The sequence below is a fragment of the Acinetobacter sp. 70_2 genome, assembly GCF_056736115.1.
The window spans coordinates 152,074-168,152 of sequence record NZ_JBWZIP010000001.1 but is presented as its reverse complement, the minus strand read 5'-3'; the positions used below and the strand labels follow the sequence as shown (position 1 = coordinate 168,152).

11 protein-coding genes and 1 CRISPR repeat array (1 of these 12 running past the window's edge) are annotated in these 16,079 nt (G+C 35.1%); of the genes, 4 read left to right on the top strand and 7 right to left on the bottom strand.

Annotation, left to right across the window (positions count from 1 at the left end; all coding sequences use genetic code 11):
- A CRISPR array of direct repeats spans nucleotides 1-3,722; the repeat unit is 28 nt; unit sequence TTTCTAAATCATCTATGCGATGAGCAAC; it reaches 1,227 nt to the left of the window's first position.
- A gap of 97 nt (nucleotides 3,723-3,819) precedes the next feature.
- From cas1f to AC1PJ9_RS00650, 6 genes are all read right to left on the bottom strand, one after another.
- Nucleotides 3,820-4,773, bottom strand: a complete 954-nt coding sequence (gene cas1f, locus AC1PJ9_RS00675; protein ID WP_104075107.1) for a type I-F CRISPR-associated endonuclease Cas1f — start codon at nucleotides 4,771-4,773, stop codon at nucleotides 3,820-3,822.
- Nucleotides 4,774-4,784: 11 nt separating this feature from the next.
- Complete coding sequence (locus tag AC1PJ9_RS00670) at nucleotides 4,785-5,393, bottom strand: type I-F CRISPR-associated endoribonuclease Cas6/Csy4 (RefSeq protein WP_311086475.1); 609 nt, start codon at nucleotides 5,391-5,393, stop codon at nucleotides 4,785-4,787.
- A 2-nt stretch (nucleotides 5,394-5,395) separates the two neighbouring features.
- Nucleotides 5,396-6,457 (bottom strand): type I-F CRISPR-associated protein Csy3, encoded by a 1,062-nt coding sequence (gene csy3, locus AC1PJ9_RS00665; RefSeq protein WP_311086445.1) that lies wholly within the window; start codon nucleotides 6,455-6,457, stop codon nucleotides 5,396-5,398.
- A 29-nt stretch (nucleotides 6,458-6,486) separates the two neighbouring features.
- Nucleotides 6,487-7,371 carry a type I-F CRISPR-associated protein Csy2 gene (csy2, locus tag AC1PJ9_RS00660; RefSeq protein WP_311086444.1) on the bottom strand — a complete coding sequence of 295 codons (885 nt, stop codon included), beginning with the start codon at nucleotides 7,369-7,371 and terminating at the stop codon, nucleotides 6,487-6,489.
- Nucleotides 7,368-8,534 carry a hypothetical protein gene (locus AC1PJ9_RS00655; RefSeq protein WP_311086443.1) on the bottom strand — a complete coding sequence of 389 codons (1,167 nt, stop codon included), beginning with the start codon at nucleotides 8,532-8,534 and terminating at the stop codon, nucleotides 7,368-7,370. The genes csy2 and AC1PJ9_RS00655 overlap by 4 nt, the downstream gene beginning before the upstream one ends.
- Before the next feature lie 175 nt (nucleotides 8,535-8,709).
- Nucleotides 8,710-8,928, bottom strand: a complete 219-nt coding sequence (locus AC1PJ9_RS00650; RefSeq protein ID WP_311086442.1) for a hypothetical protein — start codon at nucleotides 8,926-8,928, stop codon at nucleotides 8,710-8,712.
- A 718-nt stretch (nucleotides 8,929-9,646) separates the two neighbouring features.
- Between AC1PJ9_RS00650 and cas3f the strand changes: the two genes are divergently transcribed.
- The 4 genes from cas3f (at nucleotide 9,647) to AC1PJ9_RS00630 (ending at nucleotide 15,662) form a co-directional block, all read left to right on the top strand.
- The gene (gene cas3f, locus AC1PJ9_RS00645; RefSeq protein ID WP_311086441.1) at nucleotides 9,647-12,883 is read left to right on the top strand and encodes a type I-F CRISPR-associated helicase Cas3f; all 3,237 of its coding nucleotides are present in this window, start codon (nucleotides 9,647-9,649) and stop codon (nucleotides 12,881-12,883) included.
- A gap of 723 nt (nucleotides 12,884-13,606) precedes the next feature.
- A complete protein-coding gene (locus AC1PJ9_RS00640) occupies nucleotides 13,607-14,689 on the top strand; it encodes a hypothetical protein (protein ID WP_311086440.1) in 1,083 nt (360 codons plus the stop codon).
- On the top strand, nucleotides 14,686-15,351 hold the full coding sequence (locus tag AC1PJ9_RS00635) for an AzlC family ABC transporter permease (protein WP_311086439.1): 666 nt from the start codon (nucleotides 14,686-14,688) through the stop codon (nucleotides 15,349-15,351). The genes AC1PJ9_RS00640 and AC1PJ9_RS00635 overlap by 4 nt, the downstream gene beginning before the upstream one ends.
- Nucleotides 15,348-15,662 (top strand): AzlD domain-containing protein, encoded by a 315-nt coding sequence (locus AC1PJ9_RS00630; protein WP_311086438.1) that lies wholly within the window; start codon nucleotides 15,348-15,350, stop codon nucleotides 15,660-15,662. Before AC1PJ9_RS00635 ends, AC1PJ9_RS00630 begins: the two co-directional genes overlap by 4 nt.
- On the opposite strand, the gene AC1PJ9_RS00625 is transcribed toward AC1PJ9_RS00630, so the two are convergent.
- Nucleotides 15,663-16,046 carry a VOC family protein gene (locus tag AC1PJ9_RS00625; protein WP_311086437.1) on the bottom strand — a complete coding sequence of 128 codons (384 nt, stop codon included), beginning with the start codon at nucleotides 16,044-16,046 and terminating at the stop codon, nucleotides 15,663-15,665.
- Nucleotides 16,047-16,079 lie beyond the last annotated feature (33 nt).

The following is a 16,079-nucleotide window of genomic DNA, read 5'->3' as shown; positions in this document are numbered from 1 at the left end:
AGACAGTTGCCCAATTCAGCAATTCATTCATGTATTTCTAAATCATCTATGCGATGAGCAACGTTGTGATGACGTTGGAGGATTTTGATAACGTTTTCTAAATCATCTATGCGATGAGCAACGAAAAGATACTTTTTTGGTTGTATTCAGGATTTTTCTAAATCATCTATGCGATGAGCAACGACTTGTTTTGCTTGCTTTTGCAGACAGAGCATTTCTAAATCATCTATGCGATGAGCAACTGCATTTTGACGCTTAGTAACAGTGGAGTTGTTTTCTAAATCATCTATGCGATGAGCAACTTGAAAGTGAGCGTGCCCAGAAACCTAATTATTTTCTAAATCATCTATGCGATGAGCAACTATATCGCAAACCCTAAGTTAAGAATCTCTGATTTCTAAATCATCTATGCGATGAGCAACCCAGTTTACGAGTGTCAGATCAATGGTCGAAATTTCTAAATCATCTATGCGATGAGCAACCCCCTAATGTTGTCAATTCTCGTGTTTTTAGCTTTCTAAATCATCTATGCGATGAGCAACATAGCGAAATGTTGGGCTATCAGACGGTGAAATTTCTAAATCATCTATGCGATGAGCAACATGATTAACAGGCTCAGGGACATAAACAGGCTTTTCTAAAACATCTATGCGATGAGCAACTCATGCTTGATAGTCCAAGCACTAACGGTCTTTTTCTAAATCATCTATGCGATGAGCAACAACAGTTTCAAAAAGTGGGACCTCCATTTTCATTTCTAAATCATCTATGCGATGAGCAACTCAACTGAATATGTACATGAAACGCCTGACGATTTCTAAATCATCTATGCGATGAGCATCCACCTATTGCCAGTACGTACGTCATTTTGATTTTTCTAAATCATCTATGCGATGAGCAACCGCAAGCGTTGGGATTGGCGCGCGACTACTAGTTTCTAAATCATCTATGCGATGAGCAACTCTCCAGTGCCTTTACCCGTCTTTCTTATTCTTTTCTAAATCATCTATGCGATGAGCAACAAGCTCATCTGTGACAGTGTTTAATCCGAACATTTCTAAATCATCTATGCGATGAGCAACCAATCATCACATTGCTGTGTTTAATCTTCTCATTTCTAAATCATCTATGCGATGAGCAACGGGAAAATTCACTTGAAGAGCGACCAAAGGAATTTCTAAATCATCTATGCGATGAGCAACCACAGGGATTCACTTTCTATGTTAATGGTCCCTTTCTAAATCATCTATGCGATGAGCAACCGATATTAGGATCTGCAACATCAACAGTTGCTTTTCTAAATCATCTATGCGATGAGCAACGTGACTGTAGGCAATAGCTCTCAAAATGTTAATTTCTAAATCATCTATGCGATGAGCAACAGTTAAAAGATGTCTACGGCTTCAAAGTTAAGTTTCTAAATCATCTATGCGATGAGCAACATTTTCGTCACCGCCTTGCTGCTTGAAATAAATTTCTAAATCATCTATGCGATGAGCAACTATACCGGGCATTCAGCTACACAAATTATTGTTTTCTAAATCATCTATGCGATGAGCAACTTAACGCAATACCCTGATACACCAATTTACCTTTTCTAAATCATCTATGCGATGAGCAACATAAGCCTACTGTAAGAAATCGTGGTTTGATATTTCTAAATCATCTATGCGATGAGCAACTTGTAAATGGCATTGATCTTTATGTCTTTATTTTTCTAAATCATCTATGCGATGAGCAACGTTTACATACCAAAGAACTGCCAATTGTGCATTTTCTAAATCATCTATGCGATGAGCAACCTTCAGTTTTGGTAGCAGGACTTGATCGTTTTTTTCTAAATCATCTATGCGATGAGCAACGAGTTCCAGTTCCTCTTCTAACAACTTCTTCATTTCTAAATCATCTATGCGATGAGCAACTAAAACTAGTTTCACAAAAGGTCTGACACCGTTTTCTAAATCATCTATGCGATGAGCAACCTTCTTGATCGATTGCCTTAACTTCCTCTTTTTTTCTAAATCATCTATGCGATGAGCAACAATTCTGAGCAATACCTTGAGGATTAACTGATTTTCTAAATCATCTATGCGATGAGCAACTATTAATATCATTAATAACTTCAAGGCTTGAGTTTCTAAATCATCTATGCGATGAGCAACAAACTTCCCAAATGTTTTCTGCAATTGGCTTATTTCTAAATCATCTATGCGATGAGCAACATCTGCATACATGTTTACCACTTGATGAACTTTTTCTAAATCATCTATGCGATGAGCAACAAAGAACTATCACAACCATTTAGTGTTCCAACTTTCTAAATCATCTATGCGATGAGCAACACTATGCAACTCTTGCGGCTTATAGAGAGAATTTTCTAAATCATCTATGCGATGAGCAACCTTCTCATTAAAACCATCTTCAACTTCTACATTTTCTAAATCATCTATGCGATGAGCAACTTAAAGCAGTTTCATCACCAATATTCTTTGTTTTTCTAAATCATCTATGCGATGAGCAACATTTATATTGCGTAAATACCTGTTCATCAAAATTTCTAAATCATCTATGCGATGAGCAACTCGGTACTGCTGAGACATTCGGCATTGCAATTTTTCTAAATCATCTATGCGATGAGCAACGTATTTCCCATCGCTTTTTTAGCAGTTGCGGATTTCTAAATCATCTATGCGATGAGCAACCATATGTAGACTCAGGATTACCAGTAACTATTTTTCTAAATCATCTATGCGATGAGCAACTTGCTTGGCGGTGAATGTTCTATCTCAATACATTTCTAAATCATCTATGCGATGAGCAACTATTTATGCGTCTACTAAAAAAGTTGACCCTTTTTCTAAATCATCTATGCGATGAGCAACAGAGGTAATGCAAATGCAATTAGCCCAACTGGTTTCTAAATCATCTATGCGATGAGCAACGTGGATGTGAAGCTACCGCAAGCAAACAAGGTTTTCTAAATCATCTATGCGATGAGCAACTTCAGGCGTTTTTCGGCACTTTAAATTCGGATTTTCTAAATCATCTATGCGATGAGCAACCTCGTCTTGTTCGTCTATACTGTTTCTTGAAATTTCTAAATCATCTATGCGATGAGCAACATTTTGTCCAATACGATGCCCATCACCAAAGTTTTCTAAATCATCTATGCGATGAGCAACCATAGCTTTGTCAATTCCGAATACAGCCATAATTTCTAAATCATCTATGCGATGAGCAACCTCGGTGTTTCTGCTTTGCAATCTTTGCTTGATTTCTAAATCATCTATGCGATGAGCAACCAAAATATTTATCATTGCCAATTGTACCCTTTTTTCTAAATCATCTATGCGATGAGCAACAATCATCAAAACTCGCAACAAGAGTTGGTAGCTTTCTAAATCATCTATGCGATGAGCAACTTACGCAAGAACATCCTACAGTTAAAATTGGATTTCTAAATCATCTATGCGATGAGCAACCTGATCATCTTTATTTTGAGAATGGCGCAGTATTTCTAAATCATCTATGCGATGAGCAACCAGTTGCAATCAGATGCTGAAACAGACATAAATTTCTAAATCATCTATGCGATGAGCAACATGTTTGAACTTCAAATCTTGCGGAACAGGCATTTCTAAATCATCTATGCGATGAGCAACGATATCTTTGGGATTAATTTGACCCCACTTTGTTTCTAAATCATCTATGCGATGAGCAACTAGAGTTAAGTTAAAACAAAACTCTTAAAATCAATTATATAAGTTTTTAATGAGTGAAAATATTTCGTTATGAGATACTTGGATTAAATATATGATTTTATTTGATTTTACTACATATGTCAGTAATGAAGCTAAACATGTAATCTAAAATATCTTGGTCTTGGCATGTTTCAATAAGCTGCATTCGGAATTCTTTTTGATTTAATCCTTTTGCAGCACATGTAAAAGCGAGTGGCATCACAAAAGCATCTTTCACTAGATCAGCTAAGTCAAAGACTAGACCTCCACGACGTGTTTTACCGTGCAAAATAGGGAGGGCAAAGCTAATTCCCATTCCATTTAAAGCAACTGCTGCATAGCCATAGGCAATATAGTTTCCATGATCGAGGTAGCTGTTGGCTATATCCGCAATAGTGTCGTGAGAATTTTTTCCTTCATCCCGAATAAACTCAACTCCAAAGCCTTTAGCAAGTTGTTTGTATAACGTTTTAGCCCAACGTCCTTCGGCTGCGAGTAATTCTTGTTGATTTTCTGAGCGATCAATATCTTGTTTAAACGTATTTAAAGCATTTTCATCAATATAAATACCAGATTGAATCAAATCAAAATTCTTCTTCCATGATTGTGATACGAGGGCAATACGTTCAAGTAATAATATTTTTGCCATGAGTAAACGTGCGTCATCTTCTAACCACGCTCTCATCCAAATTTGCATATATTCAGTGGGGCGGTATTCACTTTGGGGCGCTAAAAATGTTAAGTCTAATGATGAAAATAAAGGGGAACCGCCAGAACCGCAAAACCCAACCATGACATTAGATTCCGCTAAACGTCTGGCAGCCGCATCTGTTAATGAACTGCCTTTGCCAAGTAGTAAAAAGGCGGTGTTTTTCTCTGGGATATTATAAAAATATTCCACAGGTTGTGAGTTCTCCGTCAAGTAAACAATTCGATCATCTTTTAAAACGACACGAACTCTTTCGAGATAAAATACGCAGGCACGCTTTGAAAGCATAAGTGGGCGGCTGCGTTCTTGACGGAGTTGACTCATATTATATTTCCTTAAAAAACAGGTAGGGCAAAAGGACTTTCCTTACGGGCAAGCCCATAACTATCAGGCAGCCCGTATCCCGCGTTTTCACTCTCCTGAACATCAATAATGATTGTAAAACCATGACCTGTACTGCTGACCACCTGAAAGAAGGGCATTCCTTTGGCAGTTTTTAAGCGTCTATCTCTTAAAGGTTCATTTTTGTGGGAAAGCTTGGTACGTTCAGCTTTGAGGGTTGGAATACGAAACTTTCGATAACTTTTCCAACCAGAAATTTTGGCAGTAGGAACAGGAATTGCGGCGCCTAAAACGGTATAGTCGCGAATTTTCCAGTGTCCTTTAATTGCCTCTATTAACTCATCTAACTCATCCTGTTTTTCTGCAAAAATTCGCAAAATATCAAAGTTAGGTTTAGCTGAACGACCATGTTTTTTCTCAAACTGTTCTTGCTTCGCTTTCAATTTATCGGATATCTCCAACGCAAGAGCATAATGCGCAGGCAGTTTCCGAAATGCACCATGAATGACGGTGTAAATTTGATTACGAATATGGCCAAGTTTTAAATCCGTATCATCTGATGATTCAAGAACACGGATATCCAGATAGTAATTGGCATCCATCATTATTCACCCTCGGAGTACACGCCACCACGAATTAAACACGCAATCAGGAACATGCCTTTGTCGCTGTTTACATCCAGTTCATCAATTTCTTTTAAAATATCGAATGCAGAAACTTTATCTTTACCCACGCGATAGAAAATCTGTCCTTCTAGGTTTGCCCCGTTAGGCTCTACTGCAATTGGCTTTTCATCGTTTTCTTGAAATAGTGGATACCAAGTGTCAATTGTTCTTAGAGCATTTCCGATTTTTTGGTCACGTAATGCGGCTTGACCTAGATATTGGTTGTCATTTGCTTTGTGGTCTGGCTTTTTCGGTGTTAATTGATATAAAGATCGAGAGAAACCTTTTGGTTTATCTTCTAAGTAATTTTGAGAAGGGAAAACTTCTACACCGCCCATTCCGAAGTCAACAATCGCTTCAATATGCAATGCAGCACTTGTTGATTCACCAGTAATTCCTTTTAACAAAATGTCTGCTAGTTTTTGTTCTTGTTCAGACGGTTGATCAAAACTCTTAAGGTTATAAGAAAGAGCATCAAAGCTAAATGTTTCAGGGTGGTCTTGAGCAGTCACTTGAATGGTAATACTTTCAGCGACAATGCGGTTACGCCATAACCAGCGGCCATTCACGATATTACGTACATAACGACGTACAACTTCTTTAAGTCCATCGCTTTCTTTGGCGCGATTTACAAAACTTAAGAAAGCTTGGCGGAAATTATATTCTTCGGTTTTGTCAGCACCAGCTTTAGAAGCACTTGCAAATAGTACATAGCTCAAGTCAATAAAACGAAAGTCCCATTTCACCAAAAGTTTGGCTTTAGGTTGTAATTTTGCAGATTCGGTAAGCTGAATATTGGTGACTTCGCGAGCCAGTGAATTACCAGTTGCAGCCCCTTTTTCTTTATTACCTGCTACGTTTTGAGTCCCTCGAATACCGTGATACATCACGTGTAAAGGCTCTTGTTTACCATCTTCAAATAAGTTAAAGAAAGCCCCATCACTTACCACTGTACCGCGTTGTAAAGAAAGGCTACCCGGTAATTTCTTAAAAATTGTCATGTGAAAAAATCCTTATGTTTAAAAGTAAGTTATGCATTAATGCAATTTTGTTTTAAAAGAAAAATGTCGTCTTGCGGCCAGTGGTAGGTCCACAATAATTTTTGCAAGTTATGCCAAGAGTCATTCTCAGTCTCGGTATTTTTCCTTAGAATCTCACCTAAAGAAAAATACTGAACAATGCCGGTAAGCGGTTCTGCATAGGCATGTGCTGTCGTTTCCTGATCTTGTGCTTGGCGAATACCAGCTCGTTGGTCTGTGAGTGGCTCAAGTAGGGCGTACCCTAAATTAGTTGCCGATATCCAACTTAAATTTTGGTCATTAAAGAAAGTTCTAAGTGCATCTGCTTTTAATGCCAAAAGTTGGGTAAATGCCTGAATTCGGCTAATTTGTTTACGTTGCTGATATTCAATAAGCAAATCTTGTCGGTCTAAAATGGCAAACCCAGTTTTGATTTTCTTTAAGGCATTTTCTAATTCATTTTCAGCGTGTGTCGTAATTTCTAAAAACTCGATAATTTGTCCACCAGCAAAACGGCTACGTTTAAGTATGTTTGTTAGTTTTTCTGGACTAATCCGAGAGCTAGAAAATTTGATAACAAGGCTAAACTCTAAATGACAAGATGCAGTTGGTTGTAAAGACAATGCGTATTTATTTTTAGAAGAATAGTCCTTTTTACCAATAAACACGGCACCACGACGTTGAGCAGGCGTAAAGCGGCCATAGGCTTGTCCACCTAAACGTTGTTGGTCATGATGAATATAAATAATGCCTTCATCTTGAGTGCCTAATTGTCTTGCCAAATGATGTGCAAACATATTGGCTGCAAACAAAGGTACGCCACCTAATAAAACGCCATTGGTTTGCATATTTGCATTTTGTACTCGCATACGGGGAATAACGACATAACGACTCATCGAACAATCTCCCGTAAGCGGCGGGCGATATAACCTTCTGAATTGCTATCTAGGCTAATCGTTACAGTTTCATTATTTATTTCTATATCAAAAGTTTCATTGGTGATTTTTCTAGCAAGATAATCAGAGAACTTAATTCTCCAGTTATCATCTCTTAGTTCTGGATCAATCAAACCTTGTAAAACAAACGAAAGGCTCGGATGAACCCAAAATGAAGGGCGCTCAATCTCTTCCATACTTGGTAGAATTGCTTCAGCTTCTTCTAAAATATTTTTTTGGAAAGTCGCTTGTCTTAATACATCTTTAGCAAGGATATTCAGGAAAATAACTTCCTGATCTCGTACATCCCAATTAGTAGAAGGAGCGAAAATCTCGAGATCATGCCAATTTTGAATAGTATTCGTTGCGGTAATAACAAGTTGGTGATTTAAAATTTCTGACCACTCTTTAATTGCTTCTTTTGCCCGTTTAGTTCCATTAAGCAGTTTTATTTTGCGGGATAGACGTATCGTAAATCCGTTATAGAAAATCGCTAATGCTTGGCGTACTTTTTCACTTGCTTGAGGAGCATCAACTGTAATAGGGCGTTGCATTGAACGCACTAGGCTTCCGACATTTTGTGGATTAGCTCCGCCTATACCAAAAACAGCAGTTTGAATGCGGTTAAATTCACTGTCTTTTTCTTTGCGTAATTCATTTACAGCATCAACTTCTTGGTTCACCAGATAATTTACACCAGCAGCAGTAAGTGGGCTTACTGAAACGTATTCACCATTTTTTGGAATTAAAAGCTGGCGCATGCGTATATCAATATTTTCTGTACCGGCTTGATATGGCTCATTAAAAATAGATGAAATGGATGGCTTGAGCTGTTGCACTTGTTGTTGAAACTCAGCTTCTTCTGAACTGATATCATCATTAATCATGGCTGCTTTTACGACTTTAAAAATAGAAGCCGTTTTACCTGCATTTGCCTGATAATCGGTTGGAATAAGGAAGTCTTCATTTAATAAAGTTCGAGCACTAAGATAGGGTAAATCAAGTGCTTGTTGTTTACTTAAACGAATCCCACCTTTTTCAATATTGGAATTAATTGTCTTTAGACTAAAGTGTACCGATTCTTCTAAAGCGTTTATAAAAATATCAGTTTGTGGTTCAGGCATTATCTTCCCCGTTTTTGTTATCTAGCCAATTTTTAACACATTATTTGAAAAATGAAAGTGTTGGAGAAACACTTGACGTCATAAATTGTCGCCAAGTGTTTTGAACATTAAAGTGACTGGTAATTAATTTAAGTAAAGCCGACATTATTCATAAATATCGGCTTTAAATAGAGTTCTAGCTGGTATGACATGCATTACAGCAGTAATAACATCCATTGATTCGAGCGTTAGGCCATTTTTGTTTTGCTGCTAAAACTGCGCTAAAACAACTCAAATATTCACCCAAATCTACTCTGTTTTGAGGGTATGGCATAAAAGAGCAACCTGTTGTGAGGTTATGAACTTCATAATCGCCATTTGCTTGAACATTTTGATTGATAATGAATTTAGACATAGCTCTTAGTCCTCACAAATCATAATGATTGAAAGTAGATCTACGCTTTGCTGTCTAGCAAGGTGAGACAAAAAATTGAAATGTTGTGCTATCATTTGATAGTCCTCCGTAGTAATTGAACGCTGTGGAAATGGACAGAGCAGATATGAAGTTTTCGAAGGCTAAGTATCTGCTTTTTTTATAACCATTTTCTAAAAAAGCTAACTTGTTTTTCTTGTTGTGTCAATAATTTCTTTAGATTTAAATAAAAAAATTAATAAAAATTACTATAAGTATTAAGGGTTCATTTTTATAAGGGATTTAATCTTTTTTAGATCATGCTAATATGTATACATCCACTATCGTGAAGATAGTTGAGAAATTAATACTTATAGAAATGTTATAAGTGTTTGTCATCGCTTAGATGATTTAGAAAGTGTAGTGGAATAAATATCCTTCAGCCCATTCGTTGTTCATCGCATAGATGATTTAGAAATGTTAATTCATTAATTTGTGATAAGCGAGATTGTTATTCATCGCCCAGATGATTTAGAAAAAGAATGGAAACCATTCAAAAAATGGTTAACGGTTATTCATCGTTCAGATGATTTAAAAGAATTCCTTTCAAAATTGAAGACGACGTATTTTGTCGTTAAAAGGCCGTATTAAGCTGATTAAAACTTTCTCTTTTTAAAACAAAAGATTATATTTTATGACATTTAAACTTTAACAATAAACTATGCATGTCATTTTCATCTCGGCTTGTGAAAAAAGAGCTTTAAAGAAAACAAGAGCAATTTTGGATAGCTATGCTATTCGTACAGGACATTCGTCTTGGCAAGCACCAATGACAATGGACGGTTTAAAAGAAATTCGTAGTGCATTAAAAAAAGTAGCCACCCGACAAACTGCAGTAGCCGCTTACATTAATTTTGGTGTACGCAGAATGAAGCTTGCATGGGTTGTAGGAGCAAAGCATAAATTTGCAAACGATGGTGCATATCCAGTTGCATCGACCAAAAAACAACAAAAACTACTAATGCTAGATGAATGGGTCAAAGTAAGTAGCTTGTTGGCAGGTGCAGCAGGGGACATGCATGATATCGGTAAGGCCTCACAACATTTTCAGAACAAATTAAGTCCAGAAATGGCAGGGCAAAAAATTAGAGATGACATTCGACATGAGTGGCTGTCTCTAAAACTATTACAACAACTCCGAAAAAATGGATGGGACTGGCAGCTTGCTTGGAAAAATTTAGATAAAGGTTTAGATAAATTTACTTTAGGTGATCGACCAGAAATTGAACAGGGAATTCAAAATGAATTAGAAGCAGTCGATTATTTAGTTGTTACACATCATGGTTTATTAGGAGTTGAAGAAACTTTAAAAAATGATCCATTAGCCTTACCTCACTATGAAAATCATGTCCGTACATTAGTTCCAAGCCGTGAGCAAATAACAAGTGCAGGTGAGTTGCCAGACTCTATTTTTAAAAGCCATCAAAAACGTATGCAGCGTTTAACTGCGTTAATACCAAAACAAAAAACAGACCAGCTTTTATATTGGAAGGCTTTAGCACTACATTCACGAGCAGCTCTGATTCATGCCGATCATATTGTCTCGGCCCAGCAATATTCTTTGCAAAAGCCTGAAAATGTATCGTTATTTGCAAATACAAAGCTTAAAAATATCGGCCAAGACAAGAAAGCCAAATTACAAGATCAGCCACTAGAATGGCATTTACACCAAGTGGGTGATCGGGCTTCACGAATCGCAGTTCAAATGATGACTGATTTGAGTTTATCAGGGTTATCTGAGCAAACAGTTGAATACATTTGCCAGCCAACAACTCACCCGCGTTTCCAATGGCAAAATATCGCAGCAAATGCGTTGCAAAAAAATATACAGAAGCACCCTGAAATACCAGCATTGGTATTCAATATTGCAGGGACAGGAAGTGGTAAAACCCGCATGAATTTGCGGGCGGCTTGTACTTTAAGACCAGATGACCCAAGAATAGCGATTGCTCTTAATTTGCGTTCTCTAACTTTGCAGACTGGGCATGCACTTAAAACTTCGATGAATCTATCGGAGGATGAAATCGCCGTGATTATTGGGGACACTGTTACCCAGACCTTATTCGATCAAAATAAAGAGAAAATTGAGTTCGTTGATGAAGATGAAAATCATCCAGAACCTATTTTTGATGCTTGGGGTGAGGACTGCGATTTACCTGAATGGTTACATCCATTATTTACGGTTGAAAAAAATGGACGTAAAGTTTTAGATCAAAAAGAAACGACCATCCTTGCTTCGCCATTATTAGTTTCAACCATTGACTATCTGATTGCAGCGGGTGAACCACATAGACAAGGACATCACGTTAAAGCACTACTTAGAGTGATGAGTAGTGACTTAATTTTAGATGAGGTGGATGGCTATGAACCTAAAGCATTGATCGCTGTTTTGCGCTTAGTCCAGTTAGCTGCAATGTATGGTCGAAATGTTATTTGTTCGTCAGCAACCTTATCACTTACAGTTGCCAAAACAATTCATCGGGCTTTTGAGTCGGGTATGCAGATGCGGACAGCCCTTTATGGTACCGAGAAAAAATCAATTATTGCGATTATCGATAATGAGCTTAAACCGCAGATTTGGTTAGAACGATCAAATCAAAAATCAGAATTTAATACAAACTACCAAAAGCATTTAGATAATTTACAAGTTCACTTGCTCTCTAAGCCTACCCATCGACTGGCTCAGTTGCTTTCGTTACCTGAAACTACAGTTTTATCGTGGAAACAGTCGGTATTGGAAGGAGTAAAGCAACTTCATCAAGAGTATGCATGGAATTTTAAAAAGACCGAAAAGAAAATTTCTTTGGGGCTTATACGGGTTGCCAATATTAAACATGCAATTCGACTTGCCCAATTTTTATCAGATCATTTACCTGAGGCAAAAATAGCTTGTTATCATGCGAATGACTGGCTTATTTCAAGATTTTATAAAGAGCAACGTTTAGATCAGCTTTTAACACGTCATAAAGACGGTAAAAAAAGAAAAACTGTTAATGAGCAGATCGAGCAAGATGATGAAATCATTGATCTCATTCAAAAATCTAATTCTCTAAATATTCCATTTATTGTGATTGCAACACCAGTGGAAGAAGTTGGGCGAGATCATGATTTTGATTGGGCTATTATTGATGCATCAAGTGTGCAGTCAATTGTACAAACAGCGGGTCGTGTTAATCGTCATCGGTTAGAAAAAGTACAGCAACCCAATATTATGATTCCACAATGGAATTATCGTTATTGTGAACGACGTGATATTGAAAAACTTAAACAACAAAGTAAACAGCGTCGCCCTGTATTTATATACCCTGGCTATGAAGGATATGGTTCATCGGTAACTTCAACTTATTCATCTCAAGATTTAAAAGAGCTTTTGCCGTGGGATCATCAATCTCAATTAGTTATTAATGCCCGATTGCGTTTTGATCAAGTAAATTGTTTGTTTGCAAAACATGATGACCAACAAATAGGAAGTTTTTGCCAAAATTATTTTAATGATCAAGGGGAGCAGTTATTTTCTCGGGCGGATGTAGATGCAAGTATTATGACTGAGAATATTTATAATTTAACGCCTTTACGAGAACGTAATTATCAAGAAACTTATATGTTTGAGTGGGCTGAGAGCTTGATTGTTAGAAAACAAGTTTATGGTTTTGATGAAAAAGCGACTAAAACTTTAAAGTATCCAAAATATGGTTTGGTATGGGATCAAGTGAAGTTCGAAGAAATTCCTGCTAAACCACAAGCATGGTTAGCTCTCGATCCACAACAAATGAAAGATTACTGTTATGAGTACCAAATTGCCAGTGAACAAGGCTGCCGTATATCTTTAACACCTTACAATAGAGATGAAATACCTACTTGGTCTTATGATTATGGCTTTGGCGTTATGGAGAAGTGAAAAATTTTGTATGAACTCCCTACTTAAATTTATTTTAATTATCGATTGTTAATAATTAATTTTTATTTTAATTATTTCTTAATGAATTTCTATATATGGAGAATTTGTTGGTGGTAAAATATGATTTTGTGAGTAAATTCATATTTTTATTATTATTAAAATTATCTAAAGTATTTGTTTACTATTTTAAAATATACTCTGTAGTTTAAAAATATCATTAAAACTTGCTAGAACAACGTCTTATTTAAATATAAAACATAATTATATATATTAATATGTAACATTATATTTCTTTTCTTGAAAACAAGAATTTTAAAGGATATAAAAACTATACAGATTTGTCTGTATATCTGTATCTAACTATTTATAAAAGGAAGTATCATCATGAAAAATCGTAAGAAAAATGCTGAATACCTAGGCACTTTGCTAGGTTAATTTAGTAACCGAAACAAAACTATTAATCTTAAAAAAGGAAGTATCATCATGAAAAATCGTAAAAAAAATGCTGAATACCTAGGCACTTTGTTAGGTTAATTTCATAACCAAAACAAAACTACTAATTTTAAAAGGAAGTATCATCATGAAAAATCGTAAAAAAAATGCTGAATACCTAGGCACTTTACTAGGTTAATACAGTATCTTCGATAAAAATAGTATGTCTATATCCATAGACATACTATTTTTTCAACTTAATAAAAAATAATAATTTAAAGGAATATAGCTATGGAAGTTATTAGCATTCGTCCAAACTTTATTAAAACTTTTAATAATCCAAATAATGATTATTTCTGTATAGTAACTAATGAATCTTTGGAAGATAAAATTAAAATCACTGATGATTCTAACTATATTGAAAGTAAGATTATTTTATATAAACCTAATGATAGATTTGAAAATTTACTAGAAAATGTAATACCTGAGAATTCTCATGTATTAGTTATTTCTCCTGATGTTTTTTTTCAATCACCAGATCAGAAACATATTGGAAGCAAAAGAAAGTTGATTGCTATGGCATGCAATTCAACTCCAACGGATATAAATGCCATAAAGCATTTTATGGAAATAATTGAAAATACTGATCCAGACAGCCAACAGGAATTTGCTGATAGATTCTTTAGTATTGGTGAAGATTCAGATTTTTTAAGCTTTGTAGATCCCGTGAACAATACGTCAGCAACATTTAATCATTTAGATGAAAGCTATCTATGGAGTGAACAAGCTGGTCATTTGGGTTATGGGGAACAACAATTAGCTCCTGCAGGGGAAATTAGTGTTTTACCTTTGAGAATTCAAGAGTTTGATGAAACTTTACGTTTAGATTTTAATGGAACAATTGCATTACATGGAGTTCCAATTTTACATAATGGAACTGTTAGCTTCTTGCGAGAGGATCAAAAAAGAATATTTGATCAACTTATAGAAATCAAACACAACCCGATTATTGCTACTGTTGAAAATGGTGTTATCACTGCTCTTAGTGACCCAACTGGCAAATGTCCAAATGCTCTAAATATGTTAAACAGTATGTTCAATGTGGATTCCAGATATAGAATTCTTTGGGAAATTGGGTTTGGTGTAAATACACATAATAAAATACTCGATGGAAACCAAGCTATGAATGAAACCTTTGGTAATACTGATGGTGCTATACATTTTGGTTTAGGTTTAACACCCTATACACAATATCATTTAGATATAATTTGCCCAAATACTGTGGTTAAAAATAATAAGAATGAATACTTGATTGGAAAAGAAGGGAAAAAGATATTACGAAATAAATCAATTGGATGCCCTTGTATAGAATGATAACTAATACATCATTGCTAAGCAGAAGTATACCTGTTTGCTTAGCATTAACACCTATCGGTTTATTATTTGGTATTCTCGCTGGCCAACAGAACCTTCATCATTATGAGGTTCTATTATTAAGTATTTTCGGATTTTCGGGGAGTGGACAGTTTGCACTCTTAAGTTTTTATCAGAATAACTTTGTAGATATTGGATATTTAACAGCATTTTTACTTATATTAAGTATGAATGTTAGATATATTCCAATGACATTAATAAGTACTCCAAAAGATATTAAACTAAGTTCAAAAATTGTTTATTGCCATATACTTTCTGATGAATCTTTTGCTACTGAGAGATACACAGACACATATCATGATCATCTCAAAATCCGATTATATATTTTCTTTACATGGGTTCTATCTACTCTAGCTGGTCAGATATTATCGTCATATATACCTGATTATATATTAAGTTATTTAAATGTATCATTTCCTATTTCTGCAATTTTGTTTACTTTAAGCTTTATTAATATAAAACTTAAAACAACGAAAAAGAATGTTAAAGTTATATTTGTTCTATTTTTAGTGACTGTTTTATCCTTCTTTGTTTTTGGAGAAAGATTTTTTTGGATACCTGCAATTCTAATGAATTATATTATTTTTAGGAAATTTAAATGAATACAAAACTATTAATTGGTGTTGTAATATTATTTTCTATAAGTGTTATTGTCAGAATAGCACCTGCATTTGTAAAAAATAGACTAAATAGTGAAACATTAGATAATATTGAGCAAGTTTTACCAATATGTGTTTTTATACCTATGTCAGTCTATTTTTTTATAACTGAAATACAGAAGAACTTTTTACCAGCTATTATTTCATTCATATTTATATTTATCTTGTTGCAGATTAAAAGTAATAATCTTGTGACAATTATTGGTTCGATACTGGTATTTATTTTTATTAAGAATTTTACAAACCTGAGTTAATTATTCTCTTAAAACTGCTTCAATATTATTACCATCTATATCAATAAGAAAAGAGGCATAATAATTAGTACTATAGTTCAAGCGGTATCCTGGTTTTCCATTATCTTTGGCTCCAATTTCTAAGCCCATTTTATGAAAAGCAATAACCTCATCTTTTGATTTAGCTGAAAAAGCAAGATGTACTTTACTACGGATACCATCTTCTGAACTACTCGCTATCCAGAAATAAACTCTATTATTCATTCCAAAACCGTAAGCAATTATATTTTCATTATCATCTTTTCGTTTTTTTAAACATTTGTATCCTATACTCTCTAATAGATAAGTATAAAAATTATAAGCTAAATCTAAATTACTTACTTTTAATTCAATGTGATCTATCATAGTTATATATGTTAAATATTAAATCAGATTTAA